The sequence below is a fragment of the Enterobacter sp. E1 genome (genome assembly GCF_016809815.1).
GTDB classification, from domain to species: Bacteria; Pseudomonadota; Gammaproteobacteria; order Enterobacterales; family Enterobacteriaceae; genus Enterobacter; species Enterobacter adelaidei.
Genome location: NZ_JAFBJM010000002.1, coordinates 552,913 through 577,123 on the forward strand (window position 1 = coordinate 552,913; position 24,211 = coordinate 577,123).

General features: G+C 52.5%; 22 protein-coding genes. 8 read left to right on the forward strand and 14 right to left on the reverse strand.

Annotation, left to right across the window (positions count from 1 at the left end; genetic code table 11):
• Positions 1-2 precede the first annotated feature (2 nt).
• The 6 genes from hscB to trmJ all read right to left on the reverse strand — a co-directional run bounded on the left by hscB (position 3) and on the right by trmJ (position 4,116).
• Positions 3-518, reverse strand: a complete 516-nt coding sequence (gene hscB, locus JGF26_RS08720; protein ID WP_134707660.1) for a co-chaperone HscB — start codon at positions 516-518, stop codon at positions 3-5.
• A gap of 80 nt (positions 519-598) precedes the next feature.
• Positions 599-922: an iron-sulfur cluster assembly protein IscA gene (gene iscA, locus JGF26_RS08725; protein WP_003860659.1), complete on the reverse strand. Its 324-nt coding sequence runs from the start codon at positions 920-922 to the stop codon at positions 599-601.
• 13 nt (positions 923-935) lie between these two features.
• A complete protein-coding gene (gene iscU / locus JGF26_RS08730) occupies positions 936-1,322 on the reverse strand; it encodes a Fe-S cluster assembly scaffold IscU (protein WP_003860661.1) in 387 nt (128 codons plus the stop codon).
• Positions 1,323-1,346: 24 nt separating this feature from the next.
• Positions 1,347-2,561 carry a cysteine desulfurase gene (iscS, locus tag JGF26_RS08735; RefSeq protein WP_008502157.1) on the reverse strand — a complete coding sequence of 405 codons (1,215 nt, stop codon included), beginning with the start codon at positions 2,559-2,561 and terminating at the stop codon, positions 1,347-1,349.
• A 119-nt stretch (positions 2,562-2,680) separates the two neighbouring features.
• Positions 2,681-3,172 (reverse strand): Fe-S cluster assembly transcriptional regulator IscR, encoded by a 492-nt coding sequence (gene iscR / locus JGF26_RS08740; protein ID WP_008502158.1) that lies wholly within the window; start codon positions 3,170-3,172, stop codon positions 2,681-2,683.
• 215 nt (positions 3,173-3,387) lie between these two features.
• Positions 3,388-4,116: a tRNA (cytosine(32)/uridine(32)-2'-O)-methyltransferase TrmJ gene (trmJ, locus tag JGF26_RS08745; protein WP_028016083.1), complete on the reverse strand. Its 729-nt coding sequence runs from the start codon at positions 4,114-4,116 to the stop codon at positions 3,388-3,390.
• Between the two features lie 131 nt (positions 4,117-4,247).
• On the opposite strand from trmJ, the gene suhB reads away from it, so the two are divergent.
• Positions 4,248-5,051 (forward strand): inositol-1-monophosphatase, encoded by an 804-nt coding sequence (gene suhB / locus JGF26_RS08750; protein ID WP_013098296.1) that lies wholly within the window; start codon positions 4,248-4,250, stop codon positions 5,049-5,051.
• A 40-nt stretch (positions 5,052-5,091) separates the two neighbouring features.
• Here the strand turns inward: suhB and JGF26_RS08755 are convergent, their stop codons facing one another.
• Together JGF26_RS08755 and JGF26_RS08760 are read right to left on the reverse strand one after the other, a co-directional pair.
• Positions 5,092-6,072, reverse strand: a complete 981-nt coding sequence (locus tag JGF26_RS08755; protein WP_134707659.1) for a nickel/cobalt transporter — start codon at positions 6,070-6,072, stop codon at positions 5,092-5,094.
• On the reverse strand, positions 6,063-6,701 hold the full coding sequence (locus JGF26_RS08760) for a DUF1007 family protein (protein WP_134707658.1): 639 nt from the start codon (positions 6,699-6,701) through the stop codon (positions 6,063-6,065). Before JGF26_RS08760 ends, JGF26_RS08755 begins: the two co-directional genes overlap by 10 nt.
• Positions 6,702-6,826: 125 nt before the next feature.
• Here JGF26_RS08760 and csiE point away from each other — a divergent pair, with 125 nt between their 5' ends.
• Positions 6,827-8,104 (forward strand): stationary phase inducible protein CsiE, encoded by a 1,278-nt coding sequence (csiE, locus tag JGF26_RS08765; RefSeq protein WP_134707657.1) that lies wholly within the window; start codon positions 6,827-6,829, stop codon positions 8,102-8,104.
• On the opposite strand, the gene JGF26_RS08770 is transcribed toward csiE, so the two are convergent.
• Positions 8,105-9,244 carry a 3-phenylpropionate MFS transporter gene (locus tag JGF26_RS08770; RefSeq protein WP_049005525.1) on the reverse strand — a complete coding sequence of 380 codons (1,140 nt, stop codon included), beginning with the start codon at positions 9,242-9,244 and terminating at the stop codon, positions 8,105-8,107.
• A gap of 172 nt (positions 9,245-9,416) precedes the next feature.
• On the opposite strand from JGF26_RS08770, the gene JGF26_RS08775 reads away from it, so the two are divergent.
• The gene (locus JGF26_RS08775) at positions 9,417-9,839 is read left to right on the forward strand and encodes a DoxX family protein (protein ID WP_028016078.1); all 423 of its coding nucleotides are present in this window, start codon (positions 9,417-9,419) and stop codon (positions 9,837-9,839) included.
• A 54-nt stretch (positions 9,840-9,893) separates the two neighbouring features.
• On the opposite strand, the gene glyA is transcribed toward JGF26_RS08775, so the two are convergent.
• Positions 9,894-11,147, reverse strand: coding sequence for a serine hydroxymethyltransferase (gene glyA, locus JGF26_RS08780; protein ID WP_028016077.1), 1,254 nt, complete (start codon positions 11,145-11,147; stop codon positions 9,894-9,896).
• 304 nt (positions 11,148-11,451) lie between these two features.
• On the opposite strand from glyA, the gene hmpA reads away from it, so the two are divergent.
• The 5 genes from hmpA (at position 11,452) to JGF26_RS08805 (ending at position 19,745) form a co-directional block, all read left to right on the forward strand.
• Positions 11,452-12,642 (forward strand): NO-inducible flavohemoprotein, encoded by a 1,191-nt coding sequence (gene hmpA / locus JGF26_RS08785; protein ID WP_108090917.1) that lies wholly within the window; start codon positions 11,452-11,454, stop codon positions 12,640-12,642.
• A 147-nt stretch (positions 12,643-12,789) separates the two neighbouring features.
• Positions 12,790-14,331 carry a lysine decarboxylation/transport transcriptional activator CadC gene (cadC, locus tag JGF26_RS08790; RefSeq protein WP_134707656.1) on the forward strand — a complete coding sequence of 514 codons (1,542 nt, stop codon included), beginning with the start codon at positions 12,790-12,792 and terminating at the stop codon, positions 14,329-14,331.
• Positions 14,332-14,671: 340 nt separating this feature from the next.
• The gene (gene cadB, locus JGF26_RS08795; protein ID WP_129323982.1) at positions 14,672-16,006 is read left to right on the forward strand and encodes a cadaverine/lysine antiporter; all 1,335 of its coding nucleotides are present in this window, start codon (positions 14,672-14,674) and stop codon (positions 16,004-16,006) included.
• 76 nt (positions 16,007-16,082) lie between these two features.
• Entirely contained in the window at positions 16,083-18,224 is a 2,142-nt protein-coding gene (cadA, locus tag JGF26_RS08800) for a lysine decarboxylase CadA (protein ID WP_049005975.1), read from the forward strand.
• 54 nt (positions 18,225-18,278) lie between these two features.
• On the forward strand, positions 18,279-19,745 hold the full coding sequence (locus JGF26_RS08805) for an oligopeptide:H+ symporter (RefSeq protein WP_134707655.1): 1,467 nt from the start codon (positions 18,279-18,281) through the stop codon (positions 19,743-19,745).
• Between the two features lie 41 nt (positions 19,746-19,786).
• Here the strand turns inward: JGF26_RS08805 and glnB are convergent, their stop codons facing one another.
• From glnB to qseE, 4 genes are all read right to left on the reverse strand, one after another.
• Positions 19,787-20,125, reverse strand: a complete 339-nt coding sequence (glnB, locus tag JGF26_RS08810) for a nitrogen regulatory protein P-II (protein WP_003860685.1) — start codon at positions 20,123-20,125, stop codon at positions 19,787-19,789.
• 80 nt (positions 20,126-20,205) lie between these two features.
• The gene (glrR, locus tag JGF26_RS08815) at positions 20,206-21,543 is read right to left on the reverse strand and encodes a two-component system response regulator GlrR (RefSeq protein WP_028016071.1); all 1,338 of its coding nucleotides are present in this window, start codon (positions 21,541-21,543) and stop codon (positions 20,206-20,208) included.
• Complete coding sequence (gene qseG, locus JGF26_RS08820; RefSeq protein WP_108090920.1) at positions 21,540-22,268, reverse strand: two-component system QseEF-associated lipoprotein QseG; 729 nt, start codon at positions 22,266-22,268, stop codon at positions 21,540-21,542. Before qseG ends, glrR begins: the two co-directional genes overlap by 4 nt.
• Before the next feature lies 1 nt (position 22,269).
• Positions 22,270-23,697 carry a two component system sensor histidine kinase QseE/GlrK gene (gene qseE, locus JGF26_RS08825; RefSeq protein WP_028016069.1) on the reverse strand — a complete coding sequence of 476 codons (1,428 nt, stop codon included), beginning with the start codon at positions 23,695-23,697 and terminating at the stop codon, positions 22,270-22,272.
• Positions 23,698-24,211: the final 514 nt, after the last annotated feature.

The following is a 24,211-nucleotide window of genomic DNA, read 5'->3' on the forward strand; positions in this document are numbered from 1 at the left end:
AATTAAAAATCGAGCAGCTTTTCTTCGAGTTGTTCAGCACTGCTTCGCAGTTTATCGAGAAAACGGAGTTTGCGCACAGTATCTGCCGCCACGTCCCAGGTCTCGTTGTTCAGTTGCTCCACCATCTGCTGATGGCGGGTATCGAACATGCCCTTCACGCGCTTAATGAAGCTTTCCAGACGCGCTTCGTCTTTGGCCTGTTCAATCTCATCCAGCTCTTCACGCAGCTCCAGCTGTTCCATCAAAAACGCCGTGTCGCGCACGGTATGCTGTTCGCTTGCCAGATCGAAACCGTGGAGCGAGAGCAGATACTCTGCACGCGTTAGCGGATGGCGCAGCGTCTGCCAGGCCTGGTTGATGGTCGCAGAGTGCGATACCGCAGCCAATTGCTCTGACTGAGTACCACTGGCAAATTTGTCCGGATGGTACTGCCGCTGCAAATCCTGAAAACGGATCGTCAACGCCTGGAGATCAATCGGATATTGAGCGGGTAGTCCGAAGAGAGTGAAGTAATCCATAACAATCTCAGGGGTAGCCTGTTAGAACAAACCCCACGCGTAGCGAGTAACGCCACGGTGGGGTTTCGGATGACGCGCGGTTAAACGTGGAAGCTTTCGCCGCAACCACACTCGTCTTTGACGTTCGGGTTCGTGAATTTGAACCCTTCGTTCAGGCCTTCTTTTACAAAGTCCAGCTGAGTGCCGTTGAGGAATTGCAGGCTTTTACCATCGACCACCACCTTCACGCCCTTGTCTTCAAACACGGTGTCATCGGACGCCGGTTCATCAACAAACTCCAGTACGTAAGCCATACCAGAACAGCCGGAGGTACGTACGCCCAGTCGCAGGCCAAAGCCTTTACCACGGTTCGCCAGAAAAGAGCTTACTCGCGCGGCAGCGCTGTCGCTAAGGGTAATCGACATACTCAAACCTCAATTATTTTGCTTCACGTTTGCTTTTGTAATCCGCAATGGCGGCTTTGATCGCGTCTTCTGCCAAGATAGAACAGTGAATTTTCACTGGTGGCAGTTCGAGTTCTTCAGCAATATCCGTGTTCTTAATTGCCTGTGCTTCGTCCAGAGACTTACCCTTCACCCATTCAGTGACCAGGGAGCTGGAGGCAATAGCAGAACCGCAGCCGTAGGTCTTGAAGCGCGCGTCTTCAATGATACCTTCATTGTTGACTTTAATCTGCAACTTCATCACGTCGCCACATGCTGGCGCGCCAACCATACCGCTACCAACGCTTTCGTCGCTGTTGTCAAAAGAGCCAACGTTGCGCGGGTTCTCGTAATGATCAATAACTTTTTCGCTGTATGCCATGATTGAATTCTCCTTATGTACCGATTAGTGATGTGACCATTCAATGCTGTTCAGATCCACGCCCTGCTTGAACATTTCCCACAGTGGAGAAAGGTCGCGCAGACGGCCGATGGAGTTGCGAACCAGCTTGATGGTGTAGTCAATCTCTTCTTCGGTAGTGAAACGACCTAAAGAGAAACGGATAGAGCTGTGTGCCAGCTCGTCAGTCATACCCAGCGCGCGCAGCACGTAGGATGGCTCCAGGCTTGCAGAGGTACAGGCTGAACCGGAAGAAACGGCAAGGTCTTTCAGCGCCATGATCAGCGATTCGCCTTCAACATAGTTGAAGCTGACGTTGAGAATGTTAGGTGCGCCCTGCTCGAGATCGCCGTTCAGATACACTTCTTCCATATCTTTCACGCCGTCCCACAGACGGTTACGCAGCGTGCGCAGGCGCGCCATCTCGGTTTCCATCTCTTCTTTTGCAATGCGGTATGCTTCGCCCATGCCCACGATCTGGTGAACAGGCAGCGTACCAGAACGCATGCCGCGCTCGTGACCACCACCGTGCATTTGTGCTTCGATGCGGATACGTGGCTTACGACGAACGTACAGTGCGCCGATACCTTTCGGGCCATAGATTTTGTGGCCGGAGAAGGACATCAGGTCAACTTTCAGCTGGCTCAGGTCGATAGGCAGTTTACCCACGCTCTGGGTCGCATCAACGTGATAGATGATACCGCGCGCACGGCACATTTCGCCGATGGTCGCGATATCTTGCACTACGCCGATTTCGTTGTTTACGTGCATGATGGAGACCAGAATGGTGTCATCACGCATGGCCGCTTCGAGCTCTTTCAGGTCGATGATACCGTTGCTCTGTGGTGCCAGGTAGGTGACTTCGTACCCTTCACGCTCCAGCTGGCGGCAGGTATCCAGCACGGCTTTGTGTTCGGTTTTGCTGGTGATGATGTGCTTGCCTTTTTTCTGATAAAAGTTGGCTGCACCTTTGATCGCCAGGTTGTCGGATTCGGTCGCACCGGAGGTGAAAACAATCTCACGCGGGTCGGCACCCACCAGGTCAGCAATCTGATTACGGGCGATATCCACCGCCTCTTCAGCATGCCAGCCAAAACGGTGTGAACGGGAAGCTGGGTTACCAAAGTTTCCGTCCAGGGTCAGACACTGCATCATTTTCTCGGCAACACGCGGGTCCACCGGCGTGGTTGCGGAGTAATCGAGATAAATCGGTAATTTCATTGCTCTTTAAACTCCGTACATCGCTTCAATGCAAGGAATCAGGCAACCGGCTGGATGTACGACCGAGTACACGGGGCGAGTCCTCGCCCCGGCCTGATTCTGAAATACTTATCTTTTTATTACGCGCGTAACTTAACGTCGATAGCGTCCTGCGCGCGGGTGCTGCGTTGTGAATCATGGCTGTGCTGACGACCGGAGACATCCAGAACTTCCTGGTTATTCACCAGCTCACCAAGAGTGATGTTGTTCAGGAAGCCGGTCAGACGGTCGCTCAGATCGCGCCACAGCGCGTGAGTCAGGCACTTATCGCCGCCCTGGCAGCCGCCTTTACCCTGGCAACGGGTCGCGTCAACGGATTCGTCAACTGCGCTAATCACTTCACCAACTGCAATACTGCCCGCGTCTTTACCCAGCAGATAACCGCCGCCTGGGCCACGAACGCTGGAAACCAGTCCATTTTTACGCAGTCTGGAGAACAGCTGTTCCAGATAAGAGAGGGAGATCCCTTGTCGTTCAGAAATATCAGCCAACGGAACCGGGCCCGCTTCGGAGTTGAGCGCAACGTCCAGCATCGCGGTCACGGCATAACGCCCTTTAGATGTCAGTCTCATGTCTTACTTAACCTCAAACTCGCCCCTGCCCGGGGTTTTTTATAGTAAAATGGGGTATTGCATAGCAGGGCCAAGTCTGACATTCCTGACTAAAATGGTCAACTATTTACTTGACTGTTTTAGTCAGGTATTTAACCTTCTGTGCCGTTTTTTGTGGGGTGCGGTCTGATGCCCGCACCCCAGCCCTCTCCCACGGGGAGAGGGGAAAACCGACACTACGCTTTATTCTTTTGCTCAATCGACGCCAGAATTCCGCGCAGGATGTTCAGCTCCTGGCTTTCCGGACGCGCGCGGGTGAACAGACGGCGCAGTTTGTTCATCACCTGGCCTGGATGGCCCTCGCGGATAAAGCCGGTTGAGAGCAGCGTCTGCTCCAGATGTCCGTAGAAGCGCTCAAGATCGTCCACCAGCGGATAGGCGGTCTCTTCCTGAGGCTCAGTACGCTCATTTTCCTGCGTTGCCAGCCAGGCCATACGCACTTCGTAGGCGATAACCTGTACCGCCATCGCCAGGTTCAGCGAGCTGTACTCCGGGTTCGCGGCAATCGCGACATGGTAATGGCATTTTTGCAGTTCGTCGTTGGTCAGGCCAACGCGCTCGCGACCAAAGACCAGCGCAACGGGTGCCTGTTCAGCTTCTGCCACACTTTTCAGACCGCATTCGCGCGGATCGAGCATTGGCCACGGCAGCGTACGCGAACGCGCGCTGGTACCGACAACGAGGCTGCAGCCGGCCAGCGCTTCGTCAAGGGTATCGACGATCTGGGCATTGCCGATGACGTCGCTGGCACCGGCCGCCAGAGCGATAGCCTGCGAGTCAGGTTTCACCAGCGGGTTAACCAGCCACAGGTTCGTTAAGCCCATGGTTTTCATAGCGCGGGCAACCGAGCCCATGTTGCCGGTATGCGATGTTTCGACCAGCACGATTCGAATGTTTTGCAGCATAGTTTTTAATGTCTGAATTCAGCGTCTGAAGAATATTCCGGCATATTATCATAAACGGGAGACATAATCCGATCCCGCTGCTATACTCTGCGCCGATTTTCCTGTTCTTTAACATCCAGTGAGAGAGACCGATGCATCCGATGCTGACCATCGCCGTGCGCGCAGCGCGCAAGGCGGGTAATGTAATTGCCAAACACTACGAAACGCCAGACTCCGTAGAAACCAGCCAGAAAGGCAGCAATGATTTCGTGACTAACGTCGATAAAGCCGCAGAAGCGATTATTATCGAAACGATCCGCAAATCTTACCCGCAGCACACCATCATCACCGAAGAAAGCGGTGAACATGAAGGTACCGATCAGGATGTTCAATGGGTTATCGATCCACTGGATGGCACCACCAACTTCGTCAAACGCCTGCCACACTTCTCTGTGTCTATCGCAGTACGCATTAAAGGCCGTACTGAAGTCGCCGTTGTGTACGATCCAATGCGTAACGAACTATTCACCGCGACCCGCGGTCAGGGCGCACAGCTGAACGGCTATCGTCTGCGCTGCAGCAATGCACGCGATCTGGACGGCACCATTCTGGCGACCGGCTTCCCGTTCAAAGCCAAACAGCACGCAACCACCTATATGAACATCCTGGGCAAACTGTTCACCGAATGCGCGGACTTCCGTCGCACCGGTTCTGCTGCGCTGGATCTGGCTTATGTTGCGACCGGCCGTGTTGACGGTTACTTCGAACTGGCACTGAAGCCGTGGGACTTTGCTGCGGGCGAGCTGATCGCGCGTGAAGCAGGCGCTCTGGTGTGTGATTTCACCGGCGGCCATAACTACATGTCTACCGGCAACATCGTTGCGGGTAACCCACGCGTTGTTAAAGCCATGCTGGCAAACATGCGTGATGAGCTGAGTGACGCGCTGAAGCGTTAATGCCGAAAATTCCCTCTCCCTGTGGGAGAGGGAATAACAACTAAAAAGGCCGCAATCCCCTTCCTACCGGCACCGCGCTCACCCACATCGTCACCGCAGCCACCAGCAAAATCACCCCACCTGCCAGCGCGAGCGTTGTCCAGCCGACTTGTCGCCATAGCACCGGCGCATTATTACCACTGAGTTTTACCGCCAGTTGACGGAAACTGTGAACCAGCAGAGCCAGCGACGAAATGGTCAAAGAGGTTCCCGCTGCCATCGCCAGCGCGGACAGCATGCCCCAGCCGAACACGCCAATCACCTTACTGAACAGCAGCACCATGATCGCCCCCGAGCACGGGCGCATGCCCATAGAGAGGACGATCATCAGACGCGCTCGCCAGTCATCCCCACTCTGCAACTGCGCCTGTGTCGGCAGGTGTTGATGCCCACAGCCGCAGTGAGCATCGTGAATATGATGGGGAGTAAAGGCTTTGAACTTCGGCTTTTGCAGTAACACGCGCAATTTTTTCAGTGCACGCCAGCAAAGAATCAGCCCCAGCACGCCCACCAGCGCGTAACTGCCCTTCTCCAGCCAGAAGCTGCTCATGTGCAGCTGGCGCGCCGGAAGCTGTAACAGCGAAAGTACAACTACGACAAGCACAATCGCCACGCCGCCCTGAAGCAGCGAGGAGGCCAGCGTCAGGCCGATGCTCGATTTCAGCTTCGACGGATGAGTGGCGAGCCAGGTGGTGATGACGATTTTTCCATGCCCTGGCCCCAGCGCATGTAATACGCCATAGACAAAACTGAACGCCAGCAGGGAGCCGCCCGCTTTGGTCGGATTCTCCGCCACCGCCTTCAGCAGTCCACTCATCTGCTGGTTGACTTCACGCTGCCAGATAATGCTTTTCATCATGACCTGTGGCCAGGCCTGCCATAGCCACAGCGCGCCGCAAACCGCTAACAGCAAAAAGAGCGCCAGCGGCCAGAGATGCAGCCAGCGGCGCGGCTTCCGAACCTGTGAAGAGATCACTGACATTGCAATGTCACCTCCTGCGCGAACTGTTTACCCAACTCCATGTCTTCAGGCGGGGCATCTTCCTTATCGAGAGAAACCGCAAAGTTAAGCGTTTCTTCGCTGGGCTTTGGGGTATGAACGGAAATCATGCAGGTTTTTTGTAATGATGCCGGAAGCTGCACATCGCTATCCCCGGCATAACTCATGTCGACATAGTAGGTCGGGTCAAAGGTCGAAAACGTGTATTTTTGCCCTGCCAGCGGCTGCGGATGTGCCAGCGGAAGCACAAACGTCAGCACCGCCTGATGCCCCTCGCGCGTCATACCGTACTCCGTAGGACGGTTCAGAAATTTAACCTTTTGCCCGTTGTGCCAGAATTCGGTGAAATAGTGCTGACCCAGCACGTTGGCCATCACTTCCGCCGCCAGCTTTTTCCAGATCTCATCGCCGGGTTTGGCATTTCCTGCATCATACAGCAGGTCAGCGGAGGTGATTTCATCCATCGTCCAGCGCATTTTCAGTCCACTTAGCTGAGTGCCATCGGTGACCAGTTCGGTTTTCAGGTCGATAAAGCTGTGAGGGTGTGCGCTGGCGGTGAAGGTGATAACCGCAAAAAATAGCGCCATCGCGCATTGTTTAACTGTTTGCATCAATTCCTCACGTCAAAAATTCTGTGATGTTCTCCAGCAATCCTGAATGAAAGGGCTGCCGGCGCGCTTTTCAGCGTCCATCATTTAGCTATTCTTATCAAACATTCACACTGGATACCCGACAGATGATGACGACGCTTGAAATTCCATCTGTGCTTTCCAGTTCGCAGCGCCGCTGCCAGGTGCTTTTGATGCTTTACCTGCCCGATGCTGTCGTCACCGCACAGAGCATAATCGCTGCTAATGGCGTGGACGACGCTATGGCACGGCAAGATATAGCCGAGACGCGCGATGAAATCCAGCGCTATCACCGGCTTGATATCGTCACGCACCATGACGGCAGCTACCGGATTGAAGGTACAGCCCTGAATAAGCGTTTATGCCTGCTGCACTGGCTGCGCAGGGCTCTGCGGCTGTGTCCACAGTTTGTTTCGCACCAGTTTACCCCTGCATTAAAAACCGCACTTAAACAGCATGGCATTGCCCGCCCGCTTTATGACGATGCTAACCTGCGGGCGCTGATCAACTTCTGCTCGCGGAAGCTACAGCGCCAGTTTGAATGCCGCGATGTCCAGTTTTTACAGCTCTATTTGCAATATTGCCTAATCCAGCACCAGTTGGGGAACACGCCGCAGTTTTCCCACGTTCAGCGCAGCTGGACCCAGTCGAGAGGGGAGTATTTTACGGCGCAGGAGATCGTGCGTCACTGGAAACGAAGAGTCCCACAAGGCGCTCACGGGGATGAACAACTGTTTCTGGCACTGTTGTTTATGATGCTCCGCACGCCCGATCCCGCACTTGATAAACACCAGCAGGATCAGCGTTTACGTCGTGCCATTGTGCGTATGATTGCCCGCTTTCGTTCTCAAACCGGGATGAATTTCAGCGATGAGCAAGGTCTGACCGATCAGCTGTATATCCATCTTGCTCAGGCGCTGGACCGCTCGCTGTTTGAGATCGGCATCGACAACAGCCTGCCAGAGGAGATCCATCGTCTCTATCCCCGACTTTTACGCACCACCAAAGAGGCGCTGTTTGAGCTGGAGGCAGAATTTGGACTACGTTTTTCCGATGAGGAGATGAGCCTGGTCGCGGTGATTTTCGGCGCCTGGCTGATGCAGGAGACCGATCTACACGAAAAACAGGTCATTCTGCTGACGGGGGAAGATAAAGCCTGTGAAGATCTGATTGAGGAGCAACTTCGTGAGTTGACGCTGCTGCCGCTCAATATTCGCTATCTGGCGTTGCAGACTTTCCAGAAAGAGGGGGCACCGCGCGAAGCCGCGCTGATTATCACCCCCTATCCTACTGCTCTACCGTTATTCTCGCCGCCGTTGATCCATGCTGTTGAAGCACTGAACACACAGCAGCAAGAACATATTCGCGCCATGCTGGAATCATAGTCAGGCGCGAGCGGTCACTTTAGGACGAACGATTATCGCGGGTAAAGCAACCAGCGCCATTACCCAGAAGACGCCATGCCCCAGATGCTGGTAGAGGAAACCGGCGAAGACCGTCATGATCGCAATACTGCCGCCCATCGCAACCGCAGAATAAACCGCCTGCAGACGAATCACGTCCCCTCCCTCGCGCGCCGAGATATAGCGCATCGCCGCCAGATGGCACACCGTGAAGGTACCGCAGTGGAGAATTTGCGCCACAATCAGCCACGGCAGTTCCGTCGTCCAGCCCATAATGCCCCACCGCAGCACACCGCACAGGGCGGAAAGCAGCAGCAGGTCGCGCGCGCCAAAACGACGGAATAGCTTTTTGCTCAGGGCGAAAATAACGACTTCGGCCACTACCCCCAGCGACCATAGATAGCCAACGGCTGATGCAGAATATCCCGCCCCCTGCCAGTAGATGGCACTGAAACCATAGTACGCCGCATGCGCACCCTGGAGCAGACACACGCACGCCAGAAAACGCCAGCTTTGTGCAACCAGGCTCCGCCAGGCAGGCCAGCCTGCGCTCTCCTGATGGCGGCTCTCCCCTTGCGGCATCACCGACGGTCGCAGCAGCATGCCCAGCAACATCGAGGCAATTCCGATACTCAACAGAGCCAGGATCGCGCGGTAATCATAGAGACTGACCAGTTTACCCACCAGCGCAGAGCCAATAACAAAGGCAATTGAGCCCCACAGCCGCACGCGGCCATAGTCCATGGTGATCTGCTTTTGCCAGGTGTTCGCCAGGGCATCCGTCAGCGGTACCAGCGGTGAAAAGAACAGGTTGAAGCCGACCATCACGACCATCAGCCAGGCAAACTGGTGGCTGACCCAGAAGCAGGCGACAAAGACCAGCGTCAACAGAGCAAGAATGCGCAGCGCCTTGATCAGTAAGGAGGGATCGCTAACGCGCGGGGCAATCAGCAGGCTGCCGAGGAAACGCGCCACCAGCCCGGCTCCTAGCAGGACACCAATGGTCTCGGGGGTCAGGCCAATGCCTTTGAGCCAGACGCTCCAGAAAGGCAGAAAAATACCGTAGCTAAAGAAATAGGTGAAATAACTGAGCGCCAGCCAGCGCGTGGAATGCAAGACCATGAATCCCTCCCGAAATCGAGGCCATAGTCTGGCGAGAATATAAAAATTAAGCAAGTCGATAGCCTGCTATAAATTAACGAAAAATTAACATAATGTGCAGTCATCTGGTTTATGGCAGGGAATGAAAATGTGTATTACGTTTAAATTACTCCACTTGCAGAGGTTTTCTGCCATGAACTCACTTCGTTATTTCGATTTCGGTCAGTCGCGTCACCTGTTGCTGTTGATTGGCCGCATCGCACTTGTTGTACTGTTTATTATTTTTGGCTATCCGAAACTCACAGGGTTTAGCGGCACCGTGCAATATATGACCTCGCTGGGTACGCCGATGCCCATGCTGGCGGCCATTATTGCGGTGGTAATGGAAGTGCCCGCCGCTATTCTGATCGTACTGGGTTTTTTCACCCGTCCTCTCGCCGTCCTGTTTGTGTTTTACACTCTGGGAACCGCGGTAATAGGCCATCACTACTGGGATATGACCGGTGATGCGGTCGTACCGAATATGATTAACTTCTACAAGAATGTCAGTATTGCTGGTGCCTTTATTCTGCTGGCGATAGTCGGGCCTGGCGCGATTTCCCTTGACCGGCGTTGAGCCATAAAAAAAGGCCGCAAGCGCGGCCTTTTTTATTTCTGCAAAGCAGAGGAATTATGCGTATACCGGGAAGCGTGCGCAGATATCCAGAACTTTACCTTTAACGCGCTCGATAACCGCTTCGTCATTGATATTGTCCAGAACGTCACACATCCAGCCAGCCAGCTCTTTCACTTCCGCTTCTTTAAAGCCACGGCGAGTCACTGCTGGTGAACCAATACGGATACCGGAGGTCACAAACGGGCTCTTCGGATCGTTTGGTACGCTGTTTTTGTTCACGGTGATGTTTGCGCGGCCCAGGGCAGCGTCAGCTTCTTTACCGGTCAGGTTTTTATCAACCAGATCCAGCAGGAACAGGTGGTTTTCAGTACCACCGGAGACCACTTTGTAGCCACGGTTCAGGAACACTTCCACCATCGCTTTGGCGTTTTTGGCAACCTGCTGCTGGTAAACCTTGAACTCTGGCTCCATCGCTTCTTTCAGCGCCACCGCTTTTGCCGCGATAACGTGCATCAGAGGGCCGCCCTGCGCGCTTGGGAACACAGCAGAGTTCAGTTTTTTGTACAGCTCTTCATCACCGCCTTTCGCCAGGATCAGGCCACCGCGAGGACCCGCCAGGGTTTTGTGGGTGGTAGTGGTCACAACGTGAGCGTGTGGTACCGGGTTCGGGTAAACGCCTGCGGCAATCAGACCCGCAACGTGGGCCATGTCTACGAACAGGTAAGCACCGATGCTGTCTGCGATTTCACGCATTTTTGCCCAGTCAACGATACCGGAGTAAGCAGAGAAACCGCCGATGATCATTTTCGGTTTATGGGTCTGCGCCTGCTTCGCCATGTCTTCGTAGTCAATCTTACCGGACTCATCAATACCGTAAGGAATGATGTTGTACAGTTTGCCGGAGAAGTTAACCGGGGAGCCGTGAGTCAGGTGGCCGCCCTGCGCCAGGTTCATACCCAGAACGGTATCACCCGGTTGCAGCAGCGCGGTGTAGACCGCGAAGTTAGCCTGAGAGCCAGAGTGCGGCTGCACGTTAGCGTAGTCAGCACCAAAAAGCTCTTTCGCACGGTCGATAGCCAGTTGCTCAACGATATCAACGTACTCACAACCGCCGTAGTAACGCTTACCCGGATAACCTTCAGCATATTTGTTGGTCAGCTGAGAGCCCTGCGCCTGCATTACGCGCGGGCTGGTGTAGTTTTCGGAGGCGATCAGTTCGATGTGCTCTTCCTGACGTACTTTTTCCTGCTCCATAGCCTGCCACAGTTCGGCATCATAATCGGCAATGTTCATTTCACGCTTTAACATCCGCATCTCCTGACTCAGCTAACAAGTAAATTTTGGCCTGAAAAGGCAGTCCTGTTGGACGACGGGCAACAGTATAACTGAATAGTTCTGTGATAACAGGTCTTGACAAACGATTTTACGCAAACGTTTTCCTTCACGCCACGCAAGGGTTTGAGGAATAAAGCTCTCGACATTTTCAACCGATTTCTTTTCAGGTTTGTGATGCATATTTTTCATGTTGCAAAGAACCATTTACAACGAAGGGGTATTTTTTATAAGATGCATTTAAAATACATCATTAAAATGACATCAGAAGGACGCGCTCATGCTCGACGCTCAAACCATCGCTACTGTAAAAGCCACTATTCCCCTGCTGGTAGAAACCGGTCCTAAACTCACTGCCCATTTCTACGATCGTATGTTCACGCACAACCCGGAGCTCAAAGAGATTTTCAACATGAGCAACCAGCGTAATGGCGATCAGCGCGAAGCCCTGTTCAATGCTATCGCGGCCTACGCCAGTAATATTGAAAACCTGGCAGCGCTGCTGCCTGCGGTGGAAAAAATCGCGCAGAAACATACCAGCTTCCAGATCAAACCGGAGCAGTACAACATCGTTGGCGGCCATCTGTTAGCGACCCTGGACGAAATGTTCAGTCCGGGTCAGGAGGTACTGGACGCGTGGGGTAAAGCCTACGGCGTGCTGGCAAACGTATTCATCAATCGTGAAGCGCAAATCTACAGCGAAAACGCCAGTAAGAACGGTGGCTGGGAAGGTACGCGTGCGTTTCGTATCGTTGAGAAAACGCCGCGCAGCCAGCTTATTACCAGCTTTGAATTTGAACCGGTTGACGGTCAGCCGGTAGCTGATTATCAGCCAGGACAGTATCTGGGCGTCTGGCTGAAGCCTGAAGGTTTCCCGCATCAGGAGATCCGCCAGTACTCCCTGACCCGCAAACCTGACGGTAAACGTTACCGTATCGCAGTGAAGCGTGAAGAAGGCGGTCAGGTTTCAAACTGGCTGCACAACGAAGCCAGCGTGGGTGACGTGGTTCATCTGGCCGCACCTGCTGGTGATTTCTTTATGGCCGTTGAAACGCATACCCCTGTTACGCTGATCTCTGCGGGTGTCGGCCAAACGCCAATGCTGGCGATGCTCGATACGCTGGCGAAAGCAACCCACACCGCACAGGTAAACTGGTTCCACGCCGCCGAGAACGGTGATGTGCATGCCTTTTCGGATGAAGTAAAAACGCTGGGGGCGACCCTGCCACGCTTTACCGCGCATACCTGGTATCGCCAGCCTAATGAAGATGACCGTCAGAATGCACGATTCGACAGCGAGGGCTTGATGGATTTGAGTAAACACGAGAGCCTGTTCAGCAATCCAGAGATGCAATTCTGGCTCTGCGGCCCAGTCGCTTTTATGCAGTTTGCCGCCAGACAGTTAGTTACGCTGGGGATCAAATCTGAAAACATTCATTACGAGTGTTTCGGGCCTCATAAAGTGCTGTAAACCGACTCATTCCTCTCAGGATGCTGTATTTAGCGGCATCCTTTTTTTCTTTCATCTTCAACATTGAGTCTTGTGGCTTATCAATAATGAGTTTGTCATTCATGTTATGATTTTTCTTTTCCCTTTTCCGCTTGGGGACGCTTTTTTATGCAACAACCTGTTGTACGCGTTGGCGAGTGGCGAGTTACGCCGTCCATAAATCAAATTAGTCGACAAGGTCGCCAACTGACGCTTGAACCACGCTTAATTGATCTTTTGGTGTATTTCGCCAGTCATCCTGATGAAGTCCTGAGCCGGGATGAGATCATTGATAACATCTGGATGCGCAATATTGTCACCAGTCATGTGGTTACCCAGAGCATTTCAGAACTCCGCAAATGGCTGAAAGACGGTGATGAGCAGAGTCCAGAATACATCACCACAGTGCCAAAGAGGGGCTACAAGCTCACCGCGCCGGTGGTCTGGATGACTGAAGAAAGCGCCGACAGTGGGCCATCCACGCTTATAGCCTCACCAGAAACGACGCCTGCCGGACAGGTCAATACGCTTCCTGAACCGGAAACAGCATCCGCCCCCTCATTCAGACAGGCGCGAAAAAAAGTCGATCGACGAAATCGTGTCGCCTCCTTCTGGACCTGGCTACTGTTTCTGTTGTCACTTGGTGCGTTGATTGCGCTGGTTATCATGTCGCTTATCAATTCTCACCCACCGGTGACCAAAACGCGCCTGCTACTCAATCCACGCGATATAGATGTACGTTTTGAGCGCGGTATCTCTTGCAATAAGTGGTCTTCTCAACAGTCCTACGCCATCGGCCTGGGAAACCTGATTACCTCGTCACTAAACACATATTCCACCTTTATGGTGCATGACAAAACCAACTACAACGTGACAGAACCCAGTAGCTCCGGGAAAACACTCACCATCAAATTCGTTAATCAACGCCATTACCGGGCACAGCAATGTTTTATGTCTGTATTGCTGGTCGATAATGCAGACAGCTCTGTCATGCTGGACAAGCGCTACTTTATTACCGACAACACACTGTTATCGGTACAGGAAGATCTCCTCCACAGTCTCTCCGCCGTGTTGACGCAGCCCTGGCCACCTCGTATGCAGGCACAACTTGCCCAGTTCCGCAATTCGCAAAGCCTGTCGTTGGCGCAGTTCTACCAGGCTGACCAGTTGATTATGGAAGGTGATGTCGTGTCATTAAATAAAGCCAGCGAGTTACTCAGCGTCGTCGCAAAAGACGCACCTGACTTTATAAATGCGCTGCTGGAAAAAGTACTGGTGGATGTACTACGACATTCACAGCAACAGTTCAATGAACCTCAACTTACCGCGCTGAATAATGAGCTGAGTAAAATCGCGCAACTTCCCGGCATTGAGGAATCAGCAACGTGGTATCAAATACAGACTATCAATGGATTAAGCAAAGGTGATATTGACAATGCATACAGGAACATTAACAAAAGTATTGAACTCGAAATGTCCTGGCTAAATTATGTGTTACTGGGAAAGATCTATGAGATGAAGGGTGATAATCGTCTGGCGGCTGATGCTTATATTACAGCATTTAACTTAAGGCCGGGTGAAAACACTCTCTACTGGATTGAGAATGGCGTTTTCCAGACTTCCATTAAAAAAGCAGCCCCTTATTTAAAAACGTTTCTTGCACAAGAGTAGAAAGCGCCCTCTGAATGCGTTAATGAATTTATTCAGTAAGTAGTAAAAATGTTGCCAGGAGGTGTTAATTGTTACCTCCAGGCAACAATCCCTGCCGTAATAAAAATATCATCAATCCCCTGTTAGATATCATTATTTATCTTTTCCTGATATAAAATTTTTATCCTGATATGTTAACGAAAAAATCTCAGGGTATCATTTTTTTGAAGTTGTCTTTTATTTCACTTTATCTTTAGGACTTCTCCTGTTCGCATCCGTAACCTTGCGGTCAGTCGGTCGGATCATTTTGAGCCTTAAACAACGGTCCGCACCTCCAAAATAAAATTCAGGAGAAACGAACATGAGTTCAGCCAAAAAGATAGGCCTATTTGCCTGCACCGGTGTCGTCGCCGGTAATATGATGGGAAGCGGTATTGCTTTATTACCCGCAAACCTTGCCAGCATCGGTGGCATTGCAATTTGGGGATGGGTAATTTCCATTATTGGGGCAATGTCTCTGGCATATGTCTACGCCCGCCTGGCCACCAAAAACCCTCAACAAGGTGGCCCAATTGCTTATGCCGGGGAATTATCTCCCGCTTTCGGTTTCCAGACCGGTGTGCTTTATTACCACGCAAACTGGATTGGTAATCTGGCAATTGGTATTACCGCTGTCTCTTATCTTTCCACCTTCTTCCCGGCATTAAATAATCCTGTTCCGGCAGGTATTGCCTGTATTGCAATTGTCTGGCTGTTTACCTTTGTGAATATGCTTGGTGGGACCTGGGTGAGCCGCCTGACGACTATCGGTCTGGTACTGGTGCTGATCCCGGTCGTAGTGACTGCGATTGCGGGATGGCACTGGTTTGATGCTGCCATCTATCAGGCAAACTGGAACACATCTACCACTACCGACCCTCATGCGGTGATCAAAAGTATCCTGCTCTGCCTGTGGGCATTCGTTGGGGTTGAATCCGCTGCGGTAAGCACCGGGATGGTGAAAAACCCTAAACGCACAGTGCCTCTGGCAACCATGCTGGGTACCGCTCTGGCCGGTATTGTCTATATCGCGGCAACACAGGTGATTTCTGGTATGTATCCGGCCTCTGAAATGGCCGCTTCTGGCGCACCATTCGCTATCAGTGCCTCAACCATCATGGGTAACTGGGCTGCACCGATAGTATCTGCCTTCACCGCCTTCGCCTGCCTGACCTCACTGGGCTCCTGGATGATGCTGGTAGGCCAGGCCGGGGTTCGCGCCGCTAACGATGGTAACTTCCCGAAAATTTACGGCGAAGTTGATAGCAATGGTATCCCGAAAAAAGGCCTGCTGCTGGCAGCGCTGAAAATGACCGTACTGATGGTTCTCATCACCGTGATGAACTCAAGCGGCGGTAAAGCCTCAGACCTGTTCGGCGAACTGACGGGTATCGCAGTACTACTGACCATGCTGCCGTATTTCTACTCCTGCGTTGACCTGATTCGCTTCGAAGGCGTTAACGTTCGCAACCTGGCAAGCCTGGTCTGCTCCATTCTTGGCTGCGCGTTCTGCTTCATCGCACTGATGGGGGCCAACTCCTTCGAACTGTCTGGCACCTTTATCGTCAGCCTCGTCATTCTGATGTTCTATGGCCGCAAGATGTACCAGCGCCAACATAACAACGACGCCGACAGCACCACCGCCGACGCACTTTAATCCCCCTTTCTTATAGCCCTTCCTGACACCTGTCACACCGTGACGGGAGGGGTTTTCTACACCTGGAGATAAGACTATGAATGTTATCGCTATCATGAATCACATGGGCGTTTACTTTAAAGAAGAACCTATCCGTGAGCTCCACCGCGCACTTGAGCGTCTGGATTTCCGTATTGTTTACCCAAATGACCGCGAAGACTTACTAAAACTCATTGAGAACAATGCGCGTCTGTGCGGCGTTATTTTCGACTGGGATAAATACAATCTCGAGCTGTGTGAAGATATCAGCAAAATGAACGAATACATGCCGCTGTATGCATTCGCTAATTCATACTCCACGCTCGACGTCAGCCTCAACGATCTGCGTATGAAAGTACGTTTCTTTGAGTATGCTCTCGGTGCCGCTGACGATATCGCCGCCAAAATCAAACAGAACACAGATGAATATATCGACACGATTTTGCCGCCGCTGACCAAAGCGCTGTTCAAATATGTTCGCGAAGGGAAATATACGTTCTGTACACCTGGCCATATGGGCGGCACCGCGTTCCAGAAAAGCCCGGTAGGAAGTCTTTTCTACGACTTCTTCGGCCCTAATACCATGAAATCTGACATCTCGATTTCCGTATCCGAACTCGGTTCACTGCTTGACCATAGCGGCCCGCACAAAGAGGCAGAAGAGTATATCGCTCGTGTATTCAATGCTGAGCGCAGCTACATGGTGACCAACGGTACATCCACAGCGAACAAAATTGTCGGCATGTACTCAGCACCTGCAGGCAGCACTGTACTGATCGATCGAAACTGTCATAAATCGCTGACGCATCTGATGATGATGAGCGATATTACACCGATCTATTTCCGACCAACCCGTAACGCATACGGTATTCTCGGCGGGATCCCGCAGAGCGAACTTCAGCATGCAACCATTGCCAAACGCGTAAAAGAGACGCCAAACGCGACCTGGCCAGTGCACGCCGTTATAACCAATTCCACCTACGATGGTCTGCTCTACAACACTGACTACATCAAGAAAACGCTGGATGTAAAATCCATCCACTTTGACTCGGCCTGGGTACCTTATACCAATTTCTCCCCTATTTACGCGGGTAAAAGTGGGATGAGCGGCGGTCGTGTGGAAGGTAAAGTGATTTATGAAACTCAGTCCACGCACAAACTGCTGGCGGCGTTTTCTCAGGCTTCGATGATTCATGTAAAAGGCGACGTAAACGAAGAGACCTTCAACGAAGCTTACATGATGCACACGACAACCTCTCCGCACTATGGGATTGTGGCATCCACTGAAACCGCTGCGGCGATGATGAAAGGTAATGCCGGTAAGCGTCTGATCGACGGTTCTATTCAGCGCGCAGTGAAATTCCGCAAAGAGATTAAACGTCTGAAAGGCGAATCTGAAGGCTGGTTCTTCGATGTGTGGCAGCCGGAACACATTGATGAGCCTGAATGCTGGCCTCTGCGTTCCGATAGTGCATGGCACGGTTTCAAGAACATTGATAACGAGCATATGTATCTCGACCCGATTAAAGTCACCATTTTGACACCGGGGATGAAGAAAGATGGCACCATGGACGACTTCGGTATTCCTGCCAGTATCATCGCGAAATACCTTGATGAACAAGGCATCGTGGTTGAGAAAACGGGTCCGTATAACCTGCTGTTCCTGTTCAGCATCGGTATTGATAAAACGAAAGCCCTGAGTCTGCTCCGCGCACTCACCGATTTCAAACGCGCTTTCGATCTCAATCTGCGCGTGAAAAACATGCTGCCATCGCTCTATCGTGAGAATCCTGAGTTCTACGAAAGCATGCGCATTCAGGAGCTTGCACAGAACATTCATAAACTCGTTGAGCATCATAATCTGCCGGATCTGATGTTCCGTGCATTTGAAGTGCTGCCAAAAATGGTGATAACACCGTATGCCGCGTTCCAGAAAGAGCTGCATGGTGAGACGGAAGAGGTCTATCTCAGTGAGATGGTGGGCCGCGTCAACGCCAATATGATCCTGCCATATCCTCCAGGAGTACCGCTGGTTATGCCTGGTGAGATGATCACTGAAGAGAGCCGTCCAGTGCTGGAATTCCTGCAAATGCTGTGCGAAATAGGTGCTCACTATCCAGGCTTTGAAACCGACATCCATGGTGCATATCGCCAGGCGGATGGTCGTTATACCGTTAAGGTACTGAAAAACGATAAATAAAGACTAAAGGGAAGTGGCTTGCCACTTCCCTTTTTCACGCCGCAAGGAGATAACATGAAAACACCCTCACAACCGCGCGCGATTTATTACATCGTGGCGATTCAAATCTGGGAATATTTCAGCTTTTACGGCATGCGTGCTCTGCTTATCCTCTACCTCACCCATCAGCTTGGTTTCGACGATAGCCACGCCATCACACTCTTTAGCGCTTACGCATCTTTGGTCTACGTCACCCCTATTCTCGGCGGCTGGCTGGCTGACCGCCTGCTTGGCAACCGCACAGCCATTATTACCGGTGCATTGCTGATGACGTTCGGCCATGTGGTGTTAGGTATCGAATCTGACTCAACCCGCAGTCTGTACGTTGCACTGGCGATAATCATATGTGGTTATGGTCTGTTTAAATCCAATATCAGTTGTCTGTTGGGAGAACTTTATGCCCATGACGATCCACGTCGTGATGGCGGATTTTCGCTGTTATATGCCGCAGGGAACATTGGCTCCATTGCTGCGCCGATTGCCTGCGGACTGGCGGCGCAATGGTACGGCTGGCATATTGGCTTTGCACTGGCCGGGATCGGCATGTTTGCAGGTTTGCTGATTTTCCTCAGCGGGCATCACCACTTCCACCATACGCGCGGTGTTAATAAACAGGCATTATGCAGCAAAAAGTATCTCCTCCCGGTCTGGGGCTGGCTGCTGATAATGCTGTGCATCGCGCCCCTCTTTTTTACCCTGTTACTGGAGAATAATGGCTCTGGTTATCTACTGGTCGCCGTGTGCGCGTTTGCTGTGATAATGGTGGCGCGCATTATGATGAGATTTCCTGAGCATCGCCGCGCACTTTGGCAAATCGCGATACTGATGATAACAGGGACGCTGTTCTGGGTGCTGGCACAGCAGGGTGGCAGTACTATAAGCCTGTTTATCGACCGCTTTGTTAACCGACAGCTGCTAAATATTGAGGTACCAACGGCGCTGTTTCAGTCAGTTAATGCCATTGCAGTAATGGCAGCAGGTATTGCCCTTTCCTGGCTAGCGCGTCCGGAAGGGAAAATACGCTCAGCGCTACGCGTATGGCTGAAGTTCGCATTAGGTCTGTTGTTAATGAGCGTTGGTTTTATGTTACTGGCGCTGAATGCACGTCATGGCGGGTTAAACGGACAGGTCTCAATGGGGATGATGATCGCCGGTCTGGCGCTAATGGGTTTCGCCGAACTGTTTATCGACCCGGTAGCGATGGCGCAAATCACCCGTCTGAATCTACCGGGCATCACAGGTCTGTTAACGGGGATTTATATGCTGGCAACAGGCGCAGTCGCCAACTGGCTGGCAGGACGCGTGGCGCAACAAACCACAGAGCCACAGATTAACGATACGGCGATTGCTGCCTATGCCCACTTTTTCTCTCAGATGAGCGGGTGGACGCTAGGCTGCGTGATGCTGATCGTTACATTCGTTGGTTTGAGAAGATGTTTTACCCCTTCTCCACTCACGTTGCCGGAAACAGAGCACGATTAAAAGCCCCTTCGCCGCCAGGGAATGGCAGCGAAGGAATACCATCAAATCGCCGCGTCGTCTTCTTCGCCGGTACGGATACGGATCACGCGCGCCACGTCAAAGACGAAGATTTTGCCGTCGCCGATTTTGCCCGTCTGCGCCGTGCGAATGATGGTATCCACACAGGTATCCACGATGTCGTCGCTCACCACGATTTCAATTTTCACTTTCGGCAGAAAGTCCACCATGTACTCTGCGCCACGGTAAAGCTCGGTGTGGCCCTTTTGACGACCAAAACCTTTCACTTCCGTCACGGTCATCCCGGTGATGCCAACTTCCGCCAGCGCTTCACGTACATCATCCAGTTTGAAAGGTTTAATAATCGCATCGATCTTTTTCATGGTGGGTCCTTAAACTCTTGCCTGTAAGCTGCTTCGTAATCGGTTGCTCACAGTATCATATTCAAGCGAATTTTGCGGTACTACTCTTTAAAATCGTTCGCTTCCAGCTCGTGCCGAGACAGTAACTTGTAGAATTCGGTGCGGTTACGCCCCGCCATTCGCGCCGCGTGGGTCACGTTGCCTTTGGTAATTTGCAGCAGCTTACGCAAATAGTTCAGCTCGAACTGATTCCGCGCTTCGGCAAACGTCGGCAATGCCGTGTTTTCCCCTTCCAGTGCCTGCTCCACCAGCGCGTCGCTGATAACCGGTGATGAGGTCAGCGCGACGCACTGCTCAATTACGTTCACCAGTTGACGCACGTTGCCCGGCCAGCTTGCGGCCATCAACCGTTTCATCGCATCGGTGGAAAACGCACGAACGAACGGTTTATGGCGATCGGCCGCCTGGCGTAAAAGATGGTTCGCCAGCAGGGGAATGTCTTCCGCACGTTCGGCCAGCGCTGGGATCTTCAGGTTCACCACGTTAAGACGGTAGTAGAGATCTTCGCGAAACTCGTTGCGAGCCATCACCTTCGGTAAATCGCGGTGTGTCGCCGAAATAATACGCACATTAATATCTATATCGCGGTTGCTGCCCAGCGGGCGAACTTTTCGTTCCTGCAACACACGCAGTAATTTAACCTGCAGCGGCGCAGGCATGTCGCCAATCTCATCCAGGAAAAGCGTGCCGCCTTCCGCTGCCTGGAATAACCCTTCCCGGCTGCTTACCGCGCCAGTGAAAGCGCCGCGGGCATGCCCAAACAGTTCAGATTCGAGCAGCTGTTCCGGGAGTGCGCCGCAGTTAATCGCAATAAAAGCATTTTTGCTGCGCGGGCTGGCATTATGAATCGCCTGCGCGAGGATCTCTTTCCCGGTACCGCTCTGGCCGTTAATGAGCACGCTGACGTCAGATTGCGCCACCATACGGGCCTGTTCGAGCAGACGCAGCATAATAGGGCTGCGGGTGACGATAGACTCCCGCCACGCTTCATCATTCGACGGGGCGGCATGTTCCAGCGCGCTGTCGATAGCCTTGTAAAGCGCATCTTTGTCCACCGGCTTGGTCAGGAAGCTGAACACCCCCTGCTGTGTCGCGGCAACCGCATCCGGGATCGACCCGTGCGCCGTGAGAATAATGACAGGCATGCCCGGCTGCTGCTTCTGGATCTCCGCGAACAGTTGCAGGCCGTCCATTTCGTCCATCCGCAGGTCGCTTATCACCAGATCAATCTTCTCGCGGCTGAGAATTCTCAGCCCCTCCTGCCCGCTCTCAGCGGTTACCACGCTGTAGCCTTCACTCACCAGACGCATGCCCAGCAGCTTTAACAGCCCGGGATCGTCATCCACCAGTAAGAGATGGGCAGGTTTACGGCTGGTCATGGCTTCACATCCTCTTGTTTCGGCGTATCGCTGTCCGGTGCAGCAGATGAACTCCCCGGCTGATATTTACGCGACGAAAGCTGTCTTTCGATATCGGTCAGGTTTTCCAGCTTACGCGTCGTGGTATCCAGTTGCGTACGCAAATGTTGCTGCTGTTGACGCAGCGTATCAAGTTCGCTGTCGGTGGACTGCTGCAATTTGCTGTAGCGGGAGCGCTCTTCAGACAGTTGAAGTTGTAATGTCTGCCCATCACGCCAGAGCTGATATACCGGGCGAATCTGGACCGGAAGGTTGACCACAAACATGTCCAGCCGGGTCACGTTGGCGCGGCGTTCAACGGGTGTGATTTTCGCATCTGCCAGTAAAATCCCGCGCTTGAAAGCGTCCTGCCAGGTGTCGTCATCCAGCATCGCTGCTTTCGAACGAGCGTCTACCGGTGCCAGACGCTGGGCGCAATCTATTCCGCGTAGCCAGAACAACGGGTTGCTTTCAACGTCATGACCTGACAGGTTCCAGATGTCCTCACAGCGGGTTGAAAGAAAGTCTGCCAGTTGGTTATCTGGCCATTTATCTTCTTGTTTATCGCTAATTGCACTTTGCGGCGCATGGGAAACACATCCTGCCAGAAATAAACAAGGCAAGCTCAGGCGAAGCGTGTTGCGGGAAAACACCGCGCGTACGGCGCGGAAAAAGACGTGTGACATACTCACCAGACATAGATTCATGTTATTGATTTTTCCGGCTCAGGGGCAATTCGATACGGAAGCAAACATCCGAACGTTCGTCCGTGACAATGTTTAGCTCACCCTGCATGCGTCGTATGCAGTCTCGGGCGATGCTCAAGCCCAGACCACTTCCTTTAACCGCACCTTTACGCTGATGACTCCCCTGGAAAAAGGGCTCAAATATCATGGCTTTTTCGTCATCGGGGATCGGGGTGCCGGTGTTAGCGACGTCAATAAACACCCGTGAACCATTCGTATAACTTCGGATATAAATGTTACCGGATTCAGTACCATAGTGCACCGCATTGGAGTAAAGATTATCCAGAACGCTCATTAACAGCATGGGTTCAGCCAGGCACGCTGGCGCATTCAGTTCTACACCGGTATGCATCATTTTAGCTCTTGCTGGCAAGCTATGAGCGGAGATCACCATATCCACCAGCGGCTCAATCTCGACGTTTTCCAGTACAACCGCGCCATCAGCCAGCTTGCGGTTGTAATCCAGCAGTTGCTCAATCAGCTTTTGCAGATTGCGGCTGCTGGCATCAAGGATCTCGACAATCTCTTTCTGTTCGGTGGTCAGCGGCCCAGCCACTTCGTCCGCCAGCAGTTCCGTGCCCTCACGCATGCTGGCCAGCGGCGTTTTAAGCTCATGGGAAATATGGCGCAGAAACTGATGACGCTGAGATTCGAGCCATGCCAGACGTTCAGACAGCCACATAATACGCTGGCCTACGGACCGCAACTCACGCGGACCTTTAAAGGCAACCGTATCACCGAGCGATTTTCCCTCTCCCAGACGGTTAATCATACGCTGAATGCCCTTCACCGGGCCGATGATCATGCGGGTAAAGAGCAGAACCAGCCCGAGACTCACCAGGAACAGCACCAGCGCCTGCCAGCCGAAGAACTGTCCACGTTCGGCAATCTCCTGCTGAAGCTGCTGGCCGCGCGAGAAAATCACGGTACGCGTTGACTGAACCATCTCGGTGTTGGCGCTGGCAAAGGCCTCCAGGCGCGCGGCGGCAGTCGTATCCGGACCGCTATTTTTACACTGTAGCTGAGCAAGGTCGTTCAGATCCTGACGTAACGCTTTATACAGGTTGTCATCCGGCAACACCCCTGCGTGGGCATCCAGCATCTCGCTATAGCGTTTACGCTGATTCTGATACACCTTTTCCAGCGTGCGATCGTCAAGCACACAGTACTGGCGATAGCTACGCTCCATCTCCAGCGCAGCATTGGTCATCGCTTCACTGCGCCTGGCGTCGATGAGCGTCGTGCGGTTAGTCAACGCCGCCTGAGCACTCAAGGCATTGAGACTTTGCCACGCCTGCCAGGCAAGGATCAGTAATGGCAGCAGGATCAGCAGGAAGGCCATCATGACAAGCTGTCGCAGGGAGCGGGGAAAAACGGGCCAGCGTTTCAACGCATTACTCTCTTAGTGGGGGTTTACGCAGAGCGTAACTGAGTCTGCCCTTCAGATACAACAAAGCCGGGTAAAAACCCGGCTTTGTTATGGAATGAGGCGGTGCCTAACTCGACGTTTCGCCCTGGCCTGATAAAGCATCGCTATGATCAGTAGTTGGACGGCAGGCACCTTTTTGTGCGTCATTCGAAGTTTATGTAGCACGTCCCGAAGGGGCTGACATAAGAGGGTGAATGAGCCACTGGTTAGTATTATGCAACAGCCGTGCCAGAATGCAAAATTAAAAATTAACGCATTGATATATATAGCCTTTACTCATTTAACCTGTTAATTATCGGTTGAATGATTTCCAGGCTAAGTGTCGCTATTAAGCAACACCTTAACGGGAAACTGTCGTGTCATATACAAATCAATAAGTTAAATGTCTCCATTTGGAGACACCCCTTTTACTGCGTTGTCGCGGTTTTGCGACAGATATAAAAAAGCCCGGTGGCGTTTCCGCTCACCGGGCCTG

Coding starts and splice junctions, on each gene's coding strand:
- hscB (WP_134707660.1), bottom strand. CDS start 518: ATGGATTACTTCACTCTCTTCGGACTACCCGCTCAATATCCGATTGAT.
- iscA (WP_003860659.1), bottom strand. CDS start 922: ATGTCGATTACCCTTAGCGACAGCGCTGCCGCGCGAGTAAGCTCTTTT.
- iscU (WP_003860661.1), bottom strand. CDS start 1,322: ATGGCATACAGCGAAAAAGTTATTGATCATTACGAGAACCCGCGCAAC.
- iscS (WP_008502157.1), bottom strand. CDS start 2,561: ATGAAATTACCGATTTATCTCGATTACTCCGCAACCACGCCGGTGGAC.
- iscR (WP_008502158.1), bottom strand. CDS start 3,172: ATGAGACTGACATCTAAAGGGCGTTATGCCGTGACCGCGATGCTGGAC.
- trmJ (WP_028016083.1), bottom strand. CDS start 4,116: ATGCTGCAAAACATTCGAATCGTGCTGGTCGAAACATCGCATACCGGC.
- suhB (WP_013098296.1), top strand. CDS start 4,248: ATGCATCCGATGCTGACCATCGCCGTGCGCGCAGCGCGCAAGGCGGGT.
- JGF26_RS08755 (WP_134707659.1), bottom strand. CDS start 6,072: ATGTCAGTGATCTCTTCACAGGTTCGGAAGCCGCGCCGCTGGCTGCAT.
- JGF26_RS08760 (WP_134707658.1), bottom strand. CDS start 6,701: ATGCAAACAGTTAAACAATGCGCGATGGCGCTATTTTTTGCGGTTATC.
- csiE (WP_134707657.1), top strand. CDS start 6,827: ATGATGACGACGCTTGAAATTCCATCTGTGCTTTCCAGTTCGCAGCGC.
- JGF26_RS08770 (WP_049005525.1), bottom strand. CDS start 9,244: ATGGTCTTGCATTCCACGCGCTGGCTGGCGCTCAGTTATTTCACCTAT.
- JGF26_RS08775 (WP_028016078.1), top strand. CDS start 9,417: ATGAACTCACTTCGTTATTTCGATTTCGGTCAGTCGCGTCACCTGTTG.
- glyA (WP_028016077.1), bottom strand. CDS start 11,147: ATGTTAAAGCGTGAAATGAACATTGCCGATTATGATGCCGAACTGTGG.
- hmpA (WP_108090917.1), top strand. CDS start 11,452: ATGCTCGACGCTCAAACCATCGCTACTGTAAAAGCCACTATTCCCCTG.
- cadC (WP_134707656.1), top strand. CDS start 12,790: ATGCAACAACCTGTTGTACGCGTTGGCGAGTGGCGAGTTACGCCGTCC.
- cadB (WP_129323982.1), top strand. CDS start 14,672: ATGAGTTCAGCCAAAAAGATAGGCCTATTTGCCTGCACCGGTGTCGTC.
- cadA (WP_049005975.1), top strand. CDS start 16,083: ATGAATGTTATCGCTATCATGAATCACATGGGCGTTTACTTTAAAGAA.
- JGF26_RS08805 (WP_134707655.1), top strand. CDS start 18,279: ATGAAAACACCCTCACAACCGCGCGCGATTTATTACATCGTGGCGATT.
- glnB (WP_003860685.1), bottom strand. CDS start 20,125: ATGAAAAAGATCGATGCGATTATTAAACCTTTCAAACTGGATGATGTA.
- glrR (WP_028016071.1), bottom strand. CDS start 21,543: ATGACCAGCCGTAAACCTGCCCATCTCTTACTGGTGGATGACGATCCC.
- qseG (WP_108090920.1), bottom strand. CDS start 22,268: ATGAATCTATGTCTGGTGAGTATGTCACACGTCTTTTTCCGCGCCGTA.